16 protein-coding genes are annotated in these 20,687 nt (G+C 49.3%); 2 read left to right on the top strand and 14 right to left on the bottom strand.

Annotated features, from left to right (window positions below):
• Positions 1-159 precede the first annotated feature (159 nt).
• The gene (locus E2I14_RS08500) at positions 160-1,467 is read left to right on the top strand and encodes a sugar MFS transporter (protein WP_133327437.1); all 1,308 of its coding nucleotides are present in this window, start codon (positions 160-162) and stop codon (positions 1,465-1,467) included.
• Positions 1,468-1,570: 103 nt separating this feature from the next.
• Positions 1,571-2,563, top strand: coding sequence for a glucokinase (locus E2I14_RS08495; protein ID WP_133327435.1), 993 nt, complete (start codon positions 1,571-1,573; stop codon positions 2,561-2,563).
• A gap of 97 nt (positions 2,564-2,660) precedes the next feature.
• Here the strand turns inward: E2I14_RS08495 and E2I14_RS08490 are convergent, their stop codons facing one another.
• The 14 genes from E2I14_RS08490 to E2I14_RS08425 all read right to left on the bottom strand — a co-directional run bounded on the left by E2I14_RS08490 (position 2,661) and on the right by E2I14_RS08425 (position 20,658).
• Positions 2,661-5,066, bottom strand: a complete 2,406-nt coding sequence (locus tag E2I14_RS08490; RefSeq protein WP_133327433.1) for a TonB-dependent receptor plug domain-containing protein — start codon at positions 5,064-5,066, stop codon at positions 2,661-2,663.
• A 72-nt stretch (positions 5,067-5,138) separates the two neighbouring features.
• A complete protein-coding gene (locus E2I14_RS08485) occupies positions 5,139-6,056 on the bottom strand; it encodes an SAM hydrolase/SAM-dependent halogenase family protein (RefSeq protein ID WP_133327431.1) in 918 nt (305 codons plus the stop codon).
• Between the two features lie 742 nt (positions 6,057-6,798).
• Entirely contained in the window at positions 6,799-7,422 is a 624-nt protein-coding gene (locus E2I14_RS08480; protein WP_133327429.1) for a PEP-CTERM sorting domain-containing protein, read from the bottom strand.
• A 219-nt stretch (positions 7,423-7,641) separates the two neighbouring features.
• On the bottom strand, positions 7,642-8,832 hold the full coding sequence (locus tag E2I14_RS08475; RefSeq protein ID WP_133327427.1) for a NupC/NupG family nucleoside CNT transporter: 1,191 nt from the start codon (positions 8,830-8,832) through the stop codon (positions 7,642-7,644).
• A gap of 210 nt (positions 8,833-9,042) precedes the next feature.
• Positions 9,043-10,884, bottom strand: coding sequence for a family 2A encapsulin nanocompartment cargo protein cysteine desulfurase (locus E2I14_RS08470; RefSeq protein ID WP_133327425.1), 1,842 nt, complete (start codon positions 10,882-10,884; stop codon positions 9,043-9,045).
• The gene (locus E2I14_RS08465) at positions 10,859-11,788 is read right to left on the bottom strand and encodes a family 2A encapsulin nanocompartment shell protein (protein ID WP_133327423.1); all 930 of its coding nucleotides are present in this window, start codon (positions 11,786-11,788) and stop codon (positions 10,859-10,861) included. The genes E2I14_RS08470 and E2I14_RS08465 overlap by 26 nt, the downstream gene beginning before the upstream one ends.
• A gap of 173 nt (positions 11,789-11,961) precedes the next feature.
• On the bottom strand, positions 11,962-12,918 hold the full coding sequence (gene epsC / locus E2I14_RS08460; protein WP_133327421.1) for a serine O-acetyltransferase EpsC: 957 nt from the start codon (positions 12,916-12,918) through the stop codon (positions 11,962-11,964).
• A gap of 18 nt (positions 12,919-12,936) precedes the next feature.
• Positions 12,937-13,473, bottom strand: a complete 537-nt coding sequence (locus tag E2I14_RS08455; protein WP_133327419.1) for a rhodanese-like domain-containing protein — start codon at positions 13,471-13,473, stop codon at positions 12,937-12,939.
• 370 nt (positions 13,474-13,843) lie between these two features.
• On the bottom strand, positions 13,844-14,914 hold the full coding sequence (locus tag E2I14_RS08450; protein WP_133327417.1) for a sulfate/molybdate ABC transporter ATP-binding protein: 1,071 nt from the start codon (positions 14,912-14,914) through the stop codon (positions 13,844-13,846).
• 2 nt (positions 14,915-14,916) lie between these two features.
• Positions 14,917-15,828, bottom strand: coding sequence for a sulfate ABC transporter permease subunit CysW (gene cysW, locus E2I14_RS08445; RefSeq protein ID WP_133327415.1), 912 nt, complete (start codon positions 15,826-15,828; stop codon positions 14,917-14,919).
• Positions 15,829-16,686 (bottom strand): sulfate ABC transporter permease subunit CysT, encoded by an 858-nt coding sequence (gene cysT, locus E2I14_RS08440; protein ID WP_133327413.1) that lies wholly within the window; start codon positions 16,684-16,686, stop codon positions 15,829-15,831.
• A gap of 238 nt (positions 16,687-16,924) precedes the next feature.
• Entirely contained in the window at positions 16,925-17,932 is a 1,008-nt protein-coding gene (locus E2I14_RS08435; RefSeq protein WP_133327411.1) for a sulfate ABC transporter substrate-binding protein, read from the bottom strand.
• Positions 17,933-18,208: 276 nt separating this feature from the next.
• The gene (locus E2I14_RS08430; protein ID WP_133327409.1) at positions 18,209-19,372 is read right to left on the bottom strand and encodes a sigma-54 interaction domain-containing protein; all 1,164 of its coding nucleotides are present in this window, start codon (positions 19,370-19,372) and stop codon (positions 18,209-18,211) included.
• A 509-nt stretch (positions 19,373-19,881) separates the two neighbouring features.
• Entirely contained in the window at positions 19,882-20,658 is a 777-nt protein-coding gene (locus tag E2I14_RS08425; protein ID WP_227544670.1) for a lectin, read from the bottom strand.
• Positions 20,659-20,687 lie beyond the last annotated feature (29 nt).

Here is a 20,687-nt window from a genome sequence, read left to right as displayed (position 1 = left end):
CGCTAACTTGAGGGCGAAATAGGAATTCAATAAATCCCAAGTTTTGCACCAACCGATAAGTAAAAAGCATAATGTTCGCTGCACAACATCGAGTTTGCCGTAATCATTTAGCGTAATATCCGCAGCACCATACAAAAACTAAGAAAGTAGGAGACAACAATGCCCCAATCCGGCCACCAATCCGTCAGCGGTTCTGCTGAAAAAGTACCTGCGTACAAAGTCATTATTCTTGTGATGGCATTATTTTTTGCCTTCGGATTTTGTACCGTGTTAGTTGACACCTTAATCCCGAAACTCAAAGCGTTGTTTTCACTGTCGTACACCGAAGTCATGCTGACTCAATTCTGCTTCTTCGGCGCGTATTTCATCGTGTCGTTGCCCGCCGCGCGCTTGGTTAGCCGACTTGGTTATCTGCAAAGCGTCACGCTCGGTTTGGCGATTATGGCTGGCGGTTGCTTGATGTTTACTCCAGCGGCCCAGCACGGCAGCTATCCCGCATTTTTAGCGGCCTTATTTATCTTGGCTGCGGGTGTCACGATTGTTCAAGTTGCGGTTAATCCCTTGGCGACGGTGGTTGGCGATCCGGCCAAAGCGCATAGCCGATTGACCTTGGCGCAAGCGTTCAACTCGTTGGCGACTGCAGTTGGTCCGCTATTTGGCGCTGCCTTTATTTTGTCAGGCACCTTAGTGACACCAGATGTCGCGACGTTGACGCCAGACGCCTTAGCGGCGCTGCGTCAATCCGAGGGCCATGTGATTCAGTTCCCGTTCATGATGATAGGCGGCGCTTTGGTATTGTTAGCGATCGTTTCATGGACTTGCCGTCATTGGGCACCTGCGACGCAGGCGAACGGCCCGAGTGGTAGTTTCACCGGTTTATTTAAACGCACTCGCTTGATGTTTGGCGCGCTGGCGATTTTCTTATACGTCGGGGCAGAAGTGTCGATAGGCAGCGCGATGAGCAATTATTTAATGCAAAGTTCAGTATTGGGTTTGAGCGCGCAGAAAGCCGGTTCCTTAGTCGCCGTTTATTGGGGTTTGGCGATGGTAGGTCGTTTCTTGGGCGCGGGCCTGTTGAATCGGATTAATCCAGGCTTGATGTTGGGCGTGTTTGCGCTTGGTGCTGCAACCTTGGCGGGTGTCTCTAGCATGTCGTTTGGTATGGTCGCTGCTGGTTCGTTGTTGGCCGTTGGTTTTTGCAATTCGATCATGTTCCCGACGATTTTTTCATTGGCGGTGGAAGGTTTGAACGAGCAAGCGCCGCAAGCTTCTGGCCTCTTATGCCTATGTATCGTCGGCGGCGCGATTGTGCCGGTGGTCACTGGTGCCGTGGCTGATATGAGCGGTTTGAGTGCAGCGTTGTGGGTGCCAGTAGTTTGTTATATCGGCATCGCATCCTACGGTTTTTATGCGAAGCAGAAAGCGGCCAAAGAATATGCTGGCGCCGCGGTAACGCAAGCAGTTTAAGTATTTCTCCCACTTGTTTCCGACTCAGTAGTGATCTACTTGGTCGGAAATTTTTTTATGTATTATTCCAACGTTTTGTTCATCGTTTTCCGATTACTCCATCATGTTTAGTACTCTCCCTAATTCTTCATTGAATCATTCTCGTTTGTTAGCCGATATCGGTGGAACCAACGCCCGTTTTTGTCTGGAAACTGAAAGCGGAAAGACCGATGCGATTTGGGTGGCAGAGTGCGGACAATATCCAACGATAGGTGCGGCGATTTCGACTTATTTGACTTTGCCAACCACCATTGCCGCCGGCGGTGAAGTGGTTAAGCGCGCGGGAATCGCGGTAGCGACGCCGATTAATTCGGATGTTGTGCGGATGACCAATAATCATTGGGCTTTTTCTATCCAAGAAATGCAAGCGCAGTTTGGTTGGGATGCGTTGACGGTGACTAACGACTTCACTGCCTTAGCGCATTCCTTGCCGTATTTATTGGACACGCAAAAAATTAAAATTGGTGGCGGCGCAGCGCAAAAAAATGCGGCCATTGGCTTAGTTGGTCCGGGGACTGGCTTGGGTGTTTCGGGCTTAATTCCTTGTGGCGCGCAATGGGTCGCATTGAATAGCGAAGGCGGTCATACCAACTTTGCGCCGACGACCGATATCGAAGTCGAGATATTGAATTTCGCCCGTCAACGCTTTAGCTCGGTGTCGAATGAACGTTTCTTATCCGGCCCGGGTTTGGTCTTGATTCATGAAGCGCTAACGCAAATTCGCCGCCGCACATCGTTACCGATCACGCCGCCCGAGATTCTTGAAAACGGACTTAACGGAAGCTGCGACCTATGCCGCGAAGCGATTGATACGTTTTGCGGCATGTTGGGAACTGTTGCCGGTAATTTGGCCATTACGCTGGGTTCGCAAAGCGGCGTTTATATCGGCGGTGGAATCGTGCCGCGTCTGGGTCACTATTTTGCGGAATCAGCGTTTAGAGCGCGGTTTGAAAACAAGGGACGCTTTACCCACTATTTGGCGGAAATTCCTACTTACGTTATTAGCGAACAATTCCCCGCGTTTATTGGCTTGTCAGCGATGCTGGCGCGAGCTTGATTCATCATTTAGTCGCTTAATAGTCTTCAAGTAAAAAGCCCGCTTAAACTGAACAGTTATGCGGGCTTTTTGCTACGAGCTAACTACGTTAATACGTTTAGAAATTGTAATTTAAACGAGCGTAGTAATAAGCGCCATTCATACCAACTGGCGACACGAAGTTATACGGGAACGCGCCAGAATAACTATACGCTGGGTCGGTTTGACGATTTGGATAGCGATTAGTAAGGTTGCCACTACCCACCACGATGGAGGTTGATTTAGTCAAATTGTATTTGGCTTCGACGTCCAAAACCCAGCTTGGCGTGAATTCAAACGACGGAAGTGTTGGATCGTAAGCCAAGACCGAGAAGCTACCATAACGGGTCGCACGGCTAGTTAAATCCCATTGATCGACGTGCCAATCAGCAGACAACACTAGTTTGGTGCTCGGCGTTCCGTGGATTAAATTGTACAAAGTCGTATCCGTAAATAACGCCTCGCCGCCGGCGCCGGTGCGCACATAATCCAACGCAGTGTGATTGTAATTAGCCGCTGCAGTTAAGTTTAATTTGCTACCGTCTAATTTCAGTTCATGTTGAATCACCGCGTCGACGCCGTGCGTTGTGGTGTCGAGTCCGTTGGTCAGGAAATTGACTGCGGATAGATTTGGATTGGTTGGATCAGTCGTGTTGATCGCGCTCGAGAGCGAAATGCGATCCTTAATTTTGATCTGATACGTATCTAAGGTCAGGTTGGTAGCGCTGCTCAGGCGATATGCCAAGCCTAAGGTTTCATTGGTCGATGTTTCTGGTTTGAGCTTGCTTGCGCCTTGTTGCTGCGCCAGTGGATCGGTCGAAGGAACTAATGCCACGTTAGCCAATTGACCGGCACTATTAAAACCAAGCACCGTGTTACGGAAACCGATCTGCGCCAATTCAGGAGCACGGAAGCTGTTGGACACCGATCCGCGGATTAAGAAATCTGGCGTAAATTTATAGCGTGCTGACAGCTTGCCGGTGGTCTTGCTGCCTGCATCGCCAATAGCCGAATACCGCACTGCCACGCCGACCAACAATGACTTGGTTAAGTCGCTGTCGATATCGACGTACACCGATTTATTGGTGCGCGACAAATTAACCGAGTCAGACGGCTGCAGTCCTGGATCACCTTGCGCGCCCGGTACGCCGTTAGTATTTGGACCTACGGCATAGGAGGCCGCATCGCCTGCTTCAGTAACGTAAGTATCACGCTGCAATTCCGCACCGAAGGCGACGTTTAATGGCGTAGGTAAAATATCGTCAAAGCTGCGATGTGCGTCGGCGTTAATGCCTTGTTGACCTGAGATGAAATTCGCTAAATGGAACGAAGTTGGACTCGCTGCATCGAGCGACGAATTGATGCTGTGTTCAAGGCCATAGCTGAATTTATTGCGACCAAAACGCAAGCTTAAATCCACATTCCACTCACCCACATCACCGCGTACACCCAAGGCGCCGCCAAAGTCTTTGCTCTCATTGACGCTCACCGGAGCAAATCCATTTGGGTACACCGACAACACGTTAGTCGGGTCACCCGGCCAGCGGAAAAATCCTGCACCGAACGCGCGGCGGTTGTTAAATGTGGCAAACGAATAGAGTTCTAAGTCGTTTGAAATCGGCGCCGCCGCGTTGTAAAACAAATTGGTGTTGTAGAGCTGCGGGTCGCCGGATTTGAACAAGACTTGACCAACTAACGCGGTATCTGCAGGCGTGCTGTTATAAGACGAATCGGCAGAAGGTCCGGCGCGGTTGGTGCCATTTTTATTTTGGTAATCAAAACCAAAACGCACATAGCCTTTTTCACCGATCTTTAGGCCAGTATTGGCGCCGACTTGTAAATTTTGACCATCGGTAATCTTCTTGTTCAGAGGCGCAAAATTAGTGTGATTGCCGCCGTAGGACACATAGGTTTCGGTGCCTTGCGGGGCTTTCTTTAACACGATGTTAATCACACCGGCAATCGCGTCGCTACCGTATTGCGAGCCTGCGCCATCGCGTAAGACTTCGATGCGTTCAATCGCGCTGACTGGAATGGTATTTAAATCGACTGAAACCGTGCCTTGGAATAAACCTTCTTGATCCATTGTGGCATTGGCATGCCAGCGTTTGCCATTGACCAAAATCAGCACTTCGTCTGGCGCCAAGCCGCGTAATTGAATCGTGCGGACTGTGTCAGACGTACCGCTGGCGGAAGCGCGCGGCATATTGATCGAAGGAGATAAATTTTGCAGCAACTGGCCCAATTCGCCTGTGCTGGCGGCGCGTTCAATATCTTGCGCGCTAAAGACATCCACCGGCACGTCGGTATCAAACAACGAACGTACTTTGGCACGAGAACCGATGATGGAAACGGTTTGTACTGCTTGATTGGCCGACGTATCGATTGCTGGTTCATCAGCGGCTTGGGTCAGCGGTGCACAGAGGAACGCAAAACCCGCTAACGCGAGCGACTGAGCGAGGATGTTATTTTTTTTAGTGAACATGGTTTCCCTTTTTTAGTTTTTGATTTTTTAAAAAAGGATGACTGAATAAGTCATCCTTTGTTGTTTGCGTGATTATTTTTTGGTCGATTCGAGTTTTTCGATCTCAATATGCCAATCAGCACCGGATTGGATATGGTATTTCTTAGCAAAGTCGCCTTGGTTCAATGCTAAAGAAAAATTCAACAAGCTATTCACATAAGCCAATGGTTTGCCCACGGCCACTTCGCCGAACGAGGTTTCAAACGGTGCAATCACAGTCGCTACCTTTTTGTCTTTGTTGTACAAACGGACTTTAAGATTGTCGCCCGGTTTGACATTCAATTGATCGAGCAACGATTTGGAAATATTGGTCCAAACGTTTCCGTAATTGACATCCAACACAGGGATGTTGCCGCGTAATGTGTTGTCGGATTTATCCGCTTGTTGGTAGCTGATTTTGACTAAACTGGCTGGGTCCAATACTGGGCCAACTTGATCAAACGTGATCGCGCCCGACGCTAAACGCGCACCGGTATACACATACACATCACGACCGTGGAAGGTGTAGCTATCTTCCGAACCCTGCAAACGATTAACTTTCTCATCAATCTCACGCATCTCAGCAATGCCGTCGCGCTCAGCGATTAAAGTGTAGATCCCGTTATTCGGACCAACGTAATAACGACCGTTTTTGGTTTTCAATACGACCGATTTACGCTTGGTACCAACACCCGGATCGACCACCGTCACAAACACGCTGCCTTCTGGCCAGTAGTTCACTGTTTGGTACAAACGGTACGCGGCAATCCAAATATCGTAGGTCGGAATTTGATGGGTTAAATCCGATACGTTCAACTGCGGATCAACACCAAACGCCACACCACGCATAGCCGACACCGCACCGTCGCCTTGACCAAAATCGGTCATCAAGACCAATGGAGTGCGGGCTTGGGCTAAACCGACGGCACCAATTAAGGAAGCGATTAAGATTAATTTTTTTAAAATATTCATAGGATCTGTGAGTGCATTAAAAAGGTTTAAAAAACGAATAAACAATTGATTTGATATGTGAGTTGATAACTGAAATAGTAAATAAGTTAATACATTGCGCGTGAGGACAGAAAAATTGGCCTGCTAGTTTCCTCGTGAATCAAATCGGATTGGCTCGCTTGGTGGCGCTGGGCCGAATCACTATGCAGTGAAAATTATTCTAGTTATAAAAATTCGACTGCACTAGCTGGATTTTCAGCCATCGCACAAGTTAGCGAAGAATCGCCATTTTATAACCGTTTGTGAAATCCCAATAAGACGGATTTTTAATATATATATAGGAAAATCAATGAGTTAAAAATTCAATAAGTAAATCAGTGGTTTTTCGAGGTTTTGGCACGAATCGTATCAAAGGTTGAGAACTACCATTTTAATTCGGCGCAGTGATCCTATTAAACGCATGATTGCGCATGTTTACTTAGGTGTTTGTTGGATTGATGACGATTGAACTTGGTGTGCATGATTGCCTAAACTGTGGGATTACGCAAACGCGGTTTAGGACAAGTTTGGGGCAGATTTTTACCACTTCAGGATTGATGCGACGTAGTTTGAATACTCGAGACAATTCTAATGATGCTAGCCAGTGTTTGAACTTCGGATTAAGGATAACGAATGCAGGTGGGAAGTGTGACCCGCCGAACGATTGTCCGGCGGACGACTAAGCTCTACGCTTGGCGCAAAGGTCGAATTTCACTGCAAAAAATTAAACGCGATTGCGGCGCAGACGAGCAACTAATGCAGCGATTGCTAAGCCGAATAAGGCCAATGTGCTTGGTTCAGGCACCTCGGTTTGAATATTAGTCGCGACGATGAAGGCGTTACTGAACTCGATCGATTTAATAATGTTGGCTGACTCTGTGAAGCCGTAATTAAAGCCTTGATTGTTACCCGTGGTCGAAAAGTTTAAGACCGTACTTTCAATCAAATTATTGTCCGCATCGAACACAGAAATTGTTGGTGTGCCGGTTCGATTGGCGTAGTTTACAAACGCTAAAACGGACGACACTGGAGCGTCAAATGTGATCAGTGACCAACCTTCGCTCGTATTTAAGCCAAGGTAGGGCGAACCGAGTCCAGAGTTCCATGCTCCGTTATTGTTCAGTCCGTATCCAAAGGTGTATCCAAAAACCGAACGCGAATTGGATGAAGTGTATGTATAACCTGGTTCAACAACTGGACCTGCAGTAAAGAGGTTACTAGCTGGCATAACAACCGGAGTGCCGTCGGCGAGGGAAGTAATCGCTGTTGCGTTTGCGAGCGACGCCGACGCGGCTAAAATCAGCCCGCCCAAAATTGCTTCTGTTTTCGCTACTGAGATATTTTTCATAATCAATGCCTGTAAGGTTAGGTGGGGCAAATATTGATTTGCCTAAATTTTTGAACTTGCCTCACCCAAGCAAGTTCAATGCCACAAACCTATGCAATTGATTCTTAACGAAAGTTTCCTATTTTTTGATAGATATGACGAAAGCTGTAAAAATTTCCGACACTAAAATCAAGACGCATTAACGAGACTTAACGAGGTTGGTCTTTTTTGGCGTAATCGTTACAACATCAATCCCACCACAGTCGCACTCAAAAAACTCACCAGCGACGCGCCGTATAGCAATCGAAATCCAAACCGCGCCACTACGTTTCCTTGGCGTACATCCAGCGCTTTAATCGTTCCGCAGATGATGCCGATAGAACCAAAATTGGCGAACGAAACCAAGAACACCGACACGATACCGAGGCTGCGTTCGTCGAACAAATTGGCGCCGCTCTGCAGGCTGCTTTTTAATTCTTGCATGGCGACGAATTCGTTGGTGATGACTTTAGTTGCCATGATGGTGCCAGCGCCTACCGCGTCATGCCACGGGATGCCGACTAAGAATGCTAAGGGGGCAAACAGATAGCCCAAGAAATGCTGAAAACTGATGCCGAATAAGCTGGTAAAAATAGCGTTGACCATGTCAATGAGTGCGATAAAGCCCATCAGCATCGCGGCCACGATCACGGCAATTTTGAAGCCGTCGAGAATGTATTCACCCAGCATTTCAAAAAAACTTTGCTGTTCTTCTTCGATGTCTAACACATCATCTGCGGCGTTGACTTCATACGGATTGATTAAGGATGCAATGATGAACGAGCCAAACAGATTAAGCACCACCGCACAGACCACAAAGCGCGGTTCGATTAATTGCATGTAGGCGGCGATGATGGCGGCGGACACCGTGGACATGGCCGCGGTGCAGATGGTGTACAAGCGCTGTTGCGACAGATGGGGAATTTGCTTTTTGAGCGAGATAAAAACTTCCGACTGACCCAAAATAGCCGAGCCGACCGCGTTATACGATTCCAGTTTGCCCATGCCGTTGACTTTGGATAGCAAGAATCCAATGGCGCGAATAATCCAATTGAGCACTTTCCAATATTGCAGGATACCGATCAAGGCCGAGATAAAAACGATGGGCATCAAGACGTTAAAGAAAAACGAAAAGCTGTTGTCATTGATGATGCCACCGAACACAAAATGAATCCCAACGCCGGCAAATTTTAATAACTTATCAAAGCCCGCAACAATGCCATTAATAATGACTTGCCCGATATTGGAATTGAGCATGGCATAGGCGAAGATGAGCTGCAGGCTCAGAAGCCAGACCAGCGGTTTGATTTTGATGTGCTTGCGATCATAGCTGACTGCATAGGCCATCAAAAGAATGATCAATACGCTAACGATACCAATAAGAATTTTCACGGCGCGTTCCCAAAAAGTTGACCTGCAATTCTATTGGGTGAAGGTTAATTAAGGCAAGGGAATGTGATAAACACTGGTTTGATTGGTGAATATGTTGTTTGGCGGTGAATTTATGGCGGCGTTCTTTTATCCGTCGAGTAATTCATTCGTTGAATAGAAAAAGGGCGCCCACGAATGAGCGCCCTTGCGATACCATCCAACTAGCGCGGGTTAGCGCCGAGTCGTCGCCAATTTACGAACTACTGCCAACATCCGATCAATTTCTTCGCAAGTGTTATAGAACGCAAACGAAGGACGAACCGTCGCTTCGACACCGAAACGACGCAAAATCGGTTGGGCGCAATGATGTCCAGAACGTACTGCGATTCCTTCTTCATTTAATGCTTTACCGACTTCTTCGGTGCTGTAGCCGTGCAAGACAAACGACGCCACGCTGGCCTTGTCATGCGCTGTGCCGATTAGACGTACACCCGGAATGCTCTTTAAACCTTGGGTGGCGTATTCCAGCAAGCCATGTTCGACCGCCGCAATATTTTCTAAACCTAGCTTTTGCACGTAATCAATCGCGGCACCCAAACCAACCGCATCGGCAATATTGCCGGTACCTGCTTCAAACCGCGAAGGAGGTGGTTGGAATTCGGTGTGTTCAAAGGTCACATCTTTGATCATATTGCCGCCACCTTGCCACGGCGGAAGTTGATCGAGGATAGCCTTTTTGCCATATACTGCGCCGATACCGGTTGGGCCGAAAACTTTGTGTCCAGAGAACACGTAGAAGTCAGCATCCAAGGCTTGCACGTTTACCCGCAGATGCGACACTGCTTGCGCGCCATCGACCATGACTTTCACGCCGGAGCGGTGCGCAATGTCGATGATTTGCTTGATCGGCGTCACTGTTCCGAGTGCGTTCGATACGTGTGTCACCGCGACAATTTTGGTGCGATCATTGATGAGTTGAGCATATTGGTCGAGGACAATTTGCCCAGTATCGTCAACTGGAATCACCCGAATCTTCGCCCCTTTTTCTGCCGCTAACTGCTGCCACGGCACGATGTTGGCGTGGTGCTCTAACTGGGACACGATGATTTCGTCGCCGGGGCCGATAAACTTTTTGCCAAAGGTTTGGGCAATCAGATTAATGCCTTCGGTCGCGCCACGCACAAAGATGATTTCCTCGCTTGATCCTGCGCCTAAAAAGTCGCGCACTTTATTTCGCGCAGCTTCATAGGCATCGGTGGCGCGCGCGGCTAATTCGTGTGCGGCACGATGAATATTGGAATTCTCGTGTGCATAGAAATACGCCAAACGATCGATCACCGCCTGCGGTTTTTGCGTGGTCGCCGCATTGTCAAACCAAACTAGTTGCCGGCCGTTGACGCGCTCGGCCAGAATCGGAAAATCACGTCGCACGCCATTGACTTCTAGCGGAGTTGGTTGCGGTTTCAGTTCTTTTTCAGCAGGCTTTTTATCCCAATAGCGGTCATCAAAATTTTGGAAATAAAACGGCGACGCCGAACTAGCTTGTGGCGCGGAACCGGCACCACTTGGAAACGCTAATTCATTGATCAAGCGCTGAATCTGAAACTGTCCCTGATCTTGACCGGGCAAAGCCGCGCCATGCGTGGTGTGATTCATCCACTGCTCTGGTCGAGCTTGTTTGGCGAGATCGTCCAAGTTATTGCTGGATGGACGTGGAGCTTGCGCGCCTTCATCGACAAAATAAAACGAGCTTGGCACCGAGTTAGTACCAACCGACGGTTTGCCGCGAGAAGTCACATCCAAGGGCAAGGACGCCGCCGAACCGTGTGGTGCGGCTGAGCTGACTGACGCAACTGGCCCAACTGCCGCAATAGCTGGCGCAGCAAATGGTGCTTGCGCCGATGGTGCTGAAGCGGCGCTAGGCGCAGCATCAATCCATTGCGGTCGCTGAGTGCCTGCTGACAGCGCTGGTGCTAAGGCGAAGAATTCTGACGCTAATCGATTCAAAATCGAGGATTCATCGGCCTTACCCGTCAACTGTCCTGCATTATTTGTAGGTGTCTGGGTAGTCATGGTATTTACCGATCTCAACGTCTTCTAATACGGCCAATGCATCAGGGGTGAGCACAGCCAGCGAGCAATATAAAGAAATCAGATAAGAGGTAATCGCGTTGCGGTTAATTCCCATGAAACGTACTGACAAGCCTGGGCTTTGTTCGCCAGCTAAACCCGGTTGGAACAAGCCAACTACGCCTTGGCGTTTTTCGCCCACTCGCAGCAAGATAATCTTGGTTTTACCATCTTCGATCGGTAATTTATCGGATGGGATGAGCGGTACACCGCGCCAGGTTAAGAATTGCGAACCGAATAGGCTAACCGTTGGTGGTGGAACGCCACGGCGGGTGCATTCGCGACCAAAAGCCGCAATCGCCAAGGGATGCGCTAAAAAGAAGCCGGGCTCTTTCCACACTTTAGTGAGCAAGTCATCCAAATCGTCGGGCGTTGGTGCGCCAGTTAATGTCGAGATGCGTTGATCGTCATGCACGTTTGCGAGCAGACCGTAATCAGCGTTGTTGATCAATTCACTTTCTTGACGTTCTTTGATGGTCTCAACTGTCAAGCGCAATTGTTCTTTGATTTGGTCGTGTGGGCTGCTGTACAAATCGGAGACGCGAGTGTGAATATCTAAAACGGTAGCGACCGAGTTGAGGAAATATTCACGTGGTTGCGCTTCGTAATCGACAAAAGTCTGTGGCAATTCGGATTCGTCTTTTTTGGAGCAAGCCACCAACACATCGTGTGGGTTTTTAACTTGATTAACGCGATAAATACCCGCTTCGACTGGCAGCCATTGCAGAAAATGCACCAACCAACGCGGTGAGATAGTCGATAGTTGCGGAACGGTTTTGGTGGCGTTAGCTAGTTGGCGCGCGGCATCGTCGCCTAGCGCCAGATTACTGACTGATTTTTCGGACATACAAAACTCCAAAGTGTGGTGGGTGAAAAAGGGTGTAGCGGTGGTGCGACAGGTAAAGCGAAAGTAGTTAGCAATTCTGGTTGGAGCAGGTCATCAATAGCGCGCAACGCCAACAAGGCTTGGTCAAAGAATGGCACGACTGCGTAGATTTTACTATGTAATCTGGATCAAAATCAGGAAAGAACCGGCTCATTCAAATTCACTCCCTTACGCAAGGTTGCCTGACTTACATGACTGCCCGGAGCAACATTCGACGTAATCCAGACGTTTCCACCAATGACGGCTCCTTGGCCAATGGTTACTCTGCCAAGTACGGTCGCGCCAGCGTAGATCACAACATCGTCTTCAACGATAGGATGGCGGGCAATGCCTTTTTGGACTTCGCCGTCGCCATCTGTAGGGAAGGTTTTGGAGCCGAGCGTAACGGCTTGGTAAATCCGTACACGTTTGCCGATAATGGTGGTTTCACCGATCACGACACCGGTGCCGTGATCAATAAAAAAGCCTGAACCAATCTGTGCGCCGGGATGGATATCAATACCAGTTTCAGCATGAGAAATCTCAGACACGATGCGCGCTAACAGCGTCGCCCCCAATACATAGAGCTGATGCGCGATGCGGTGATAAATCATCGCTTGCACGCCGGGATAGCACAGCAATACTTCGTCCACGCTGCGCGCTGCAGGGTCGCCGCGATAGGCCGCAATCACGTCGCTGTCGAGTAAGCTGCGTAAGTTTGGTAACGACTGTGAGAAGTCGCGTACGATTTTGAATGACTGATCTTCAAACGAAATGCCGTCCGTCGGATGGCTGCGCTCAACATAGCTCAACTCCAAGCGCACTTGCGTGAGCAACGAATGCAGTACTGCATCGAGCGTATGCCCTACAAAAAAATTTTCAGTTTCTTGGCGCAATTCCGGCGGCCCTAAGCGCATCGGGAAAAGTACTGCGCGCAGGTCGCTCATGATTTTTTTCAGCGCGTCCGGTGACGGCAATTCACGCCCGCCCGGTTCGGTGGAGCGGTGATGCATGTGACGCCAATGTTTGCGCACCGCAGCCAATTCTTCCACGATATGACTGATCTCAAAAAGAGGCGATTTCACTTTCGATGGCGGGTTTGAGTTAGTCATAAAACAGGGTGCATCCTTTTAATCTTGAATCCAAGGTAATGAATGAAAGCGCCAGCCGCCGAGCGAACCGCGTTGCTTGTCGTCGTTGATGTCGCCTTCGAAGCCACCTTCAATATTAAAAATATTGGTGAAGCCTGCTTTGGTCAGGGCTTCGGCCGCTGCCGATGAGCGCTTACCGCTGCGGCATAGCAGCAGGGCGACGACATTCTTGTCTTTGAGTTTGACTTCAAACTCTTTGACAAAGCGCGGGTTGCGGTTCATCGATAAACCGGTCATCCAAGCCACATGCCATGAGTTCGGCACTTCGCCGACAAATTTGCGTTCTTCAGCGGTACGCACATCCACCAACTGAGCAACACCGTCTTGCACTAGCTGCCAAGCTTGGATGGGCGTTACGGTGCCAGCAAACGGCAATTGTTGCGCTTGACCTTGTTGACGCGCTTGGTCTAGCAGGTCTTGGTCAGCGTGTGATGCGGTTTGGGACGCGGGATCAGACGCGAAATGGCCAGATTCTTGAAACGAGGAATTAGGCGAGAATTGGGTGGATTCGCTCATACAGCTCTTTCGCTGCACATGGTCGGTGCAGAAATAATGAATGGAGACTCAATTTATCGAATTCCCAACCAACAGAAAACGAATTAATTATTAGATGCTTATGTGTTTTTCAGATATGGATTGGGTTTTCGTCGGGTGAAATCGGTAAGTTACTTTTATTTAACCGTATAAATTGCTCAAAAGAATTCATAAGCTAGTTCGCTTGTTCCTACCAGAGACTGTGCTGTGGATGTGGCCATGCGGATATGTTCGCAGAGTTAACTAAAAAATCCACCGACTGTTCTAATTCATAGGAAGACTTGAATCAGAACAGTCGGTGGATTTTTTTGCGCCAATTTCTCGGCGTTGGACTTTACCAATAGCCGCTAATTTACTTCACCGCACCATCTGCGAAGACGCGCAATTTACTTGGTCGCGCTAGGATGATTTCACCTTCTTTTAACTCCAGTTCGCGGTAGCGTTCGCTCGATAAAGTGACTTCGATAATCTCGCTGCTATCGGTGCGTTGCAGTTCCAATTGCGCCAGCGGTCCAATTGCATGCACCCGATTGAGCTGCGCTGTGATGCCGGTTTGGCCAGTAACGTAACGGGTGACGTCGATATCATGCGGTCGGACGTAGGCCAGACCTTTAGCGTTTTGCGCATCATCGTGCCCTGCAACGTCAAAGCGGGTTCCCGCTAGATCGAACACGCCTGCATGTAAGTTACCTTCAAAAATATTAACGCTACCTAAAAAGCCATACACAAACGGTGATGCGGGATGATTGTAGACCTCGGCAGGAGAACCGATTTGCTCGACCTTGCCTTTGTTCATCAACACCACCCGATCGGCTACTTCCAAGGCTTCTTCTTGATCGTGGGTGACGAAGATGCTGGTGACGTGCAATTCGTCGTGCAGACGACGCAGCCAACGGCGCAGCTCTTTACGCACCTTGGCGTCCAATGCGCCAAACGGTTCATCAAGCAACAACACGCGCGGATCGGCAGCTAAGGCGCGTGCCAAAGCAATCCGTTGCCGCTGTCCACCCGAGAGTTGTGGTGGATAACGATCGTGCAGCCAATCCAATTGCACTAAGTCGAGCAGGCGATGCACTTTTTCTTGAATCTCTTTTTCCGATGGGCGCGTTGCGCGTGATTTAACCCGCAGACCAAAGGCGATGTTTTCAAACACGGTCATGTGTTTAAACAAGGCGTAATGCTGGAACACGAAGCCGACTTGGCGTTCTCGGACATGGCTGGCTGACGCATCGTCGCCGTCTAATAAAACTTGGCCAGTGTCGGTATGTTCGAGCCCGGCGATGATGCGCAAGAGCGTCGTTTTACCACAGCCAGAAGGCCCTAGCAAAGCGGTCAGTTCGCCGCTCGGAAAATTCAGCGACACATTATCGAGCGCCACAAACTGGCCAAAACGCTTATTGATATTGTTGACTTCGATACTCACAATTACTGCTCCAGATGGTGTTGATTGGGTTGCTCGGAGATGGTCTCACGTAGTCGCCATGCGATGAACGATTTCAACGCTAGCGTGACGATGGCCAGCAATGCTAAGAGCGACGCGACCGCAAAGGCGGCGGTGAAGTTGTATTCGTTATAGAGAATTTCAACCTGCAAGGGAATCGTATTGGTCTCGCCGCGGATATGGCCTGACACTACCGACACCGCGCCGAATTCCCCCATGGCGCGCGCATTACATAAGATCACGCCATACAGCAGACCCCATTTGATATTGGGTAAGGTCACATGCCAGAAGGTTTTCCAGCCCGATGCACCCAAGACCAACGCCGCTTCTTCTTCCTCGCTGCCTTGCGCTTGCATGAGCGGAATGAGTTCGCGCGCCACGAACGGGAAGGTCACAAAAATGGTGGCTAGCACAATGCCAGGAACGGCAAATAAAATCTTGATATCGTGATCGCGCAGCCACGGTCCGATCCAGCCTTGCGCGCCAAAAATAAGCACGTAGATTAAGCCCGAGATAATCGGTGAGACCGAGAACGGTAAATCAATCAAGGTGAGCAAAATACTCTTGCCGCGGAACTCAAATTTGGCAATCGCCCACGCCGCTGCCACGCCAAATACTAGGTTGAGCGGCACGGCGATGGAGGCTGAGATTAAGGTGAGTTTAATGGCCGAAACGGCGTCGTCTTCGGTAATAGCAGCGAGATACACGCCCCAGCCTTTTTTTAAGGCTTCGGTAAATACGGCGGCCAGCGGCACAAACAAAAATAGCGTTAAAAACAGTAAGGCAATCGTGCCTAACAGAATGCGTATCCAGAGCGGTTCAACCAGCGCTTTGGGCACATAAACCGGCTCAGTGGCGGACACGAGTAGGGAGGAGGAAGTAGGCGCGGCTGACATTTAATTTTTCTCCGACTGACCACGCTTGCGCGCCCAAGCCTGTAATAAGTTAATCAATAACAGCAAAATAAACGACACCGTTAGCATCACTACCGCGATCGCCGTCGCACCCGCATAATCGTATTGCTCAAGCTTGGTAATGATGAACAGCGGGGTGATTTCGGACACCATAGGCATATTGCCAGCGATAAAAATGACTGAGCCGTATTCACCGGTTGCGCGCGCAAAGGCCAAGGCAAAACCAGTCAACAACGCAGGCAAAATGGTGGGGAAAATAATGCGGGTAAAGGTTTGCCAGTTGTTGGCACCTAAACTCGCGGCGGCCTCTTCGAGCTCGCGTTCGGCGTCTTCCAATACCGGTTGCACCGTGCGCACTACAAAAGGCAAGCCGATAAATGTCAATGCGATGATGACGCCGAGTGGAGTGAACGCGACTTTGATGCCCATCGGTTCCAAGTAACGCCCAAACCAGCCATTGCTGGAATACAGCGACGTTAGCGCAATCCCTGCGACCGCAGTCGGCAAGGCAAACGGCAAATCGACTAAGGCATCAATCACTTTTTTGCCCGGAAATTGATAGCGCACCAAAACCCACGCCACAATCCCACCGAATACCACGTTGAGTGAAGCACCGATCAGGGAAGCGCCAAAGCTCAAGCGATACGAGGCCATCACGCGGTCGGATGTCACTGCATCCCAAAATGCCGGCCACGTCATGGTGAAAGTTTTGAGAAACACCGCCGAGAGCGGAATTAAAACGATGAGAGCGAGATAAAAAATCGTAAAGCCTAACGACAGATTGAAGCCTGGCATTACTCGGAACGGATCCTTTTTATTCACAACGGCGGGGCTAGACATGGGCTTATAGTACCAATTCAACTAAAGAACGAAATGATTGCACTTTTTACTTATAAAGAATGCGAATTTTTCTGAATATTGATATATGAAATTCTTCTAATAAGGGCTGTTGTTGGGCGATTTTTGCAGCTAACCACCCAAGCACCTAGCACAATTCACCACCCAAAAAAGAAGGCGTCTAGCTACGACGCCCCAAATGGTAGAAACTTAGATAACCTTATTAGTGCGCTATCGCGGATTATTTTTTGCCTGGTTGATAAATCTGGTCAAAGACACCGCCATCGGCAAAATGCACTTTTTGCGCTTGAGTCCAATCGCCTGCTACTTCGCCAATTTTGAATAGGTTGATTTTAGGGAATTGGTTTTCATACTTTTTAGCGATAGCCGCTGACGTTGGGCGATAGTAGTTTTTGGCCGCGATTTCTTGACCGGCATCGCTGTATAAATAATTCAAGTACGCTTCAGCCACTTTGCGAGTGCCGCGTTTATCAACCACTTTATCGACGACAGCAACAGGTGGTTCAGCTAACACGCTAACCGACGGTACAACGATTTGTACCTTGTCTGGGCCAAGTTCTTTGACGGCTAAGAACGCTTCGTTTTCCCAAGCCAGCAAAACGTCGCCAATGCCGCGTTCAACAAAAGTAGTCGTTGCGCCGCGTGCGCCAGAATCTAATACAGGAACGTTTTTATAGAGTTGGCTAATGAATTCTTTGGCTTTGGCTTCATTGCCACCGCTTTGTTTTAATGCATAGCCCCAGGCTGCTAAATAGTTCCAACGTGCGCCGCCCGATGTTTTTGGATTCGGTGTGATGATAGAGACACCCGGTTTGACAATGTCAGCCCAATCTTTAATGCCTTTTGGATTACCCTTACGCACCAAGAACACGATGGTTGAAGTGTAGGGCGAACTTGCTAAGGGCAAGCGTGACTGCCAGTTTTTGGCGATCAAACCGTGGTCGGAAATCTCGTTGATGTCATACGCTAACGCGAGTGTGACCACGTCAGCATCCAAGCCATCAATCACCGCGCGGGCTTGCTTACCTGAGCCACCGTGGGATTGTTTGATCTTGACGTTGTCGCCAGTTTTATCTTTCCAATTCTTGGCGAAATCTTTATTGAAATCTTCGTACAGTTCGCGTGTAGGATCGTACGATACGTTGAGTAAGGTGATATCGGCGGAATGTGCTAGGTTTGCTGTTAGCGCGAGTACGGCGAGCGCTTTAAAAATAGATTTGACTGACATGTTTTTCCTTGTTGTAAAGACGAAACTTAGGCAAAGTGAGCCCGAGAATAAAATCAAGTGAAGCTAAATGAAACGATTACTTTTTTATTTACTTATGCCAATTGGTTGAAATTGGCGGCGATAAATTGGTTGAGATAGTTGATCAAATTGACAGTAAATTATCGTAATGACTACGAATTGATCGCGTTGTTTTTTTCGGTATTTGGTCAAAATTAAAACCTGCCGCCAGCTACGCTCGTCAAAAAAATCGGACAAGCGAACTAGCGCAACAGCAGGTCAGGCTATCCTCGACACCGACGATTCTGCGCTGCCGATATTGGCGACGCTGGCGGCATTGACATCAAAGCCGATAATGCCAAAGCGTTTTAAATGCGTTCGCAGAATGTTGCGACTGATGCCCAAAACCTTGGCGGTGTGAACTTGGTTTTGGTTACAGGACTTGAAGACAGTGCGGATTAACGAACCTTCAATCGAGTCAAATAATTCTGGCTCACCCGCGCTGATGAATTCCCCCAGTAAGGCATCTAAGCGGCGGTGCAAGGTTTCAAGCTTTGGTGCTTCATTAGTCGGTTTGACTTGGTTGGGAGGCGCAGATTTGCTGGCCGCTTGATCCTCAACTTGAATCCGATTGCGATGCAATGCGCCGACCAATTTCAAATCTTCCGCACGGATGCGATTGCCTTGGCAGACAATTAAAGCGAAGTGAATCACGTTTTCCAGCTCGCGAATATTGCCCGGCCACTCATAGCTGAGCAGCGATTCTTGCGCGTCTTCAGCGATGGAAATATCTTTTAAATGCATCTTGTGGCTGTACATTTCTACGAAGTGCCGCGCCAGCGGCAGGATGTCGCCCGGCCTGTCGCACAGCGGCGGCATATTGATGGTTGCCACGCTCAAGCGGTAATACAAATCAGCGCGGAAGCGGTCAGATAAAATCGCTTTTTGCAAATCGACGTTGGTCGCGGCAACCAAGCGCACATCTAAACTAATCGGGCGACGCGAACCTAGGCGCACCACTTGGCGCTCTTGCAAAACACGTAGCAATTTGACTTGCAGCGCTAGCGATAAATCACCAATTTCATCGAGAAAAATCGTCCCGCCATTTGCCGCTTCAAACCATCCGGCACGCGCTTGCGATGCGCCTGTAAATGCGCCCGTCTCGTGGCCGAATAATTCGGCGTCGATTAACGATTCACTAAATGCGCCGCAATTGACTGCGATAAATGGGCCGCTGCGGCCGCTGGTGTTATGAATATGGCGCGCAATTAATTCTTTGCCGGTGCCGGTTTCGCCGATGATTAAGGCCGAAGCGTCGGTGCGTGCAATGCGTTCGACTTGCTCAAGCAAATTCGACGAACGCGGATCATGGAATAACAGTGCTTTGGCGCGTATCGACGTCGTCAGATCCGACGTATGGGGAAAGGTCAACAGTTTGTTCACAGCGTCATCCAGTAAATTGATAAAAAGAGGGGCAATGCAACGTTAAAAATAAAAGACAAGCAGAAACCAAAACCAATGTCTGGCTTAACAACAGCAGCAGCAACACATGTGTGGACTCAACTTCATCATTTACTTTCTTATTTGTACGGGCCAGCAATTCATCATTCATCGGACAGACGCACAACAAATTAAGGAAGCTCGATTCTAGCTATGGCGAACTGGAACCAAGCTTCCTTAACAAGCACTAGCTTTCTGATAAAACCAGCGCAGTGACTATGTGGGTCAATTCTTTTTTGAATTAGTGATGCAAAGGATAATTGGCATCAGCCTGATTGCGAACGAATGATTTCGGTAAAAGTTATGCGTAAACCACATAACGATTTGTGGCGTAGCGCAAGAGACTCGTGCTTTTGGCGGGTTCTCTTGCGCTAGATAGCTGGTAAGCTGGGATGGGTTGCAGCGTCGTTGGGAGCTGGTGTTACGAATTTAAGCTAACTGTGCTCGGTGAATTAGTTCGTCGCAAAGCAGTACAACAAACCTGCGCCACCAGTGGCCACCAAATTCGGTTGACCGCAGCCACGGCTAGGATGCGCGGAATTCCAGGAGATGCTGTTGCCACCAGTGCGGTCAAAGTGACCTAATTGCACTGAGCCATCGGCGCTATTGCTGGTGTAGTTTTTGCAGGTGTGGTCGGCTGCATCGGCAAACGCGCGACCGTCGGGCGTGGAGCCGGTGATAATGTCGTGTTGGTTTGGTGTTTCGCCATAGCCTTTTACCGGTTCATTCTTTTCCGTGAATGCAGTAGCGCGGCTGATGGCGTTACCGGCTCGTGCTAATTCCACTGTGTCGCCATTTAATTGGGCTAAGTCTTTTGCGATCAAGCCGCCGCGGGTATTAAACCAAGGTCCTGAACCGATGCGATCACGTGCGTTGACCGCTGGCGTGCCGTCCGTTGCTTGAGTGCTTAAATAGGCGTGCCATGTTTTATTGCCTGCATTGACTGCCGTAGCCAACCGTTGGCAATGTGCATCAGCGCCCGCCAAGCCGCCCAGATTGGCGCCATTACCAACGCCTTCGCTGGTAACGAAAAAGCTAAATGGCTTTGCCGGATCGGTGGAGCGCGCACCCTGAACTGGAGCGGCTGGAGCGGCTGGAGCGGTTGGGGCAGCAGCGGCAGGTGTTGGAGCAGTCTGCGCCCCTGTTTGCGCCAGCGTATTGAGAGAGATAACGGCAATGGCAACAGCGCCCACGAGTAATACGCCTAATTGAGATTGTGAAGTCGACATCGGTAGTCCTACTAGAGTTAGTGAAGTAG

Origin of the sequence: Sapientia aquatica, from assembly GCF_004358105.1 — a bacterium.
Classification (GTDB): domain Bacteria; phylum Pseudomonadota; class Gammaproteobacteria; order Burkholderiales; family Burkholderiaceae_D; genus Solimicrobium; species Solimicrobium aquaticum.
Note: the sequence above shows the minus strand (reverse complement) of the source record. Positions and strands in the feature narration are given on the sequence as shown.

Bases quoted from the DNA above. Each gene is read 5' to 3' on its own strand.
- E2I14_RS08500 (WP_133327437.1), top strand. From the start codon at position 160: ATGCCCCAATCCGGCCACCAATCCGTCAGCGGTTCTGCTGAAAAAGTA.
- E2I14_RS08495 (WP_133327435.1), top strand. From the start codon at position 1,571: ATGTTTAGTACTCTCCCTAATTCTTCATTGAATCATTCTCGTTTGTTA.
- E2I14_RS08490 (WP_133327433.1), bottom strand. From the start codon at position 5,066: ATGTTCACTAAAAAAAATAACATCCTCGCTCAGTCGCTCGCGTTAGCG.
- E2I14_RS08485 (WP_133327431.1), bottom strand. From the start codon at position 6,056: ATGAATATTTTAAAAAAATTAATCTTAATCGCTTCCTTAATTGGTGCC.
- E2I14_RS08480 (WP_133327429.1), bottom strand. From the start codon at position 7,422: ATGAAAAATATCTCAGTAGCGAAAACAGAAGCAATTTTGGGCGGGCTG.
- E2I14_RS08470 (WP_133327425.1), bottom strand. From the start codon at position 10,884: ATGACTACCCAGACACCTACAAATAATGCAGGACAGTTGACGGGTAAG.
- E2I14_RS08465 (WP_133327423.1), bottom strand. From the start codon at position 11,788: ATGTCCGAAAAATCAGTCAGTAATCTGGCGCTAGGCGACGATGCCGCG.
- epsC (WP_133327421.1), bottom strand. From the start codon at position 12,918: ATGACTAACTCAAACCCGCCATCGAAAGTGAAATCGCCTCTTTTTGAG.
- E2I14_RS08455 (WP_133327419.1), bottom strand. From the start codon at position 13,473: ATGAGCGAATCCACCCAATTCTCGCCTAATTCCTCGTTTCAAGAATCT.
- cysW (WP_133327415.1), bottom strand. From the start codon at position 15,828: ATGTCAGCCGCGCCTACTTCCTCCTCCCTACTCGTGTCCGCCACTGAG.
- cysT (WP_133327413.1), bottom strand. From the start codon at position 16,686: ATGTCTAGCCCCGCCGTTGTGAATAAAAAGGATCCGTTCCGAGTAATG.
- E2I14_RS08435 (WP_133327411.1), bottom strand. From the start codon at position 17,932: ATGTCAGTCAAATCTATTTTTAAAGCGCTCGCCGTACTCGCGCTAACA.
- E2I14_RS08425 (WP_227544670.1), bottom strand. From the start codon at position 20,658: ATGTCGACTTCACAATCTCAATTAGGCGTATTACTCGTGGGCGCTGTT.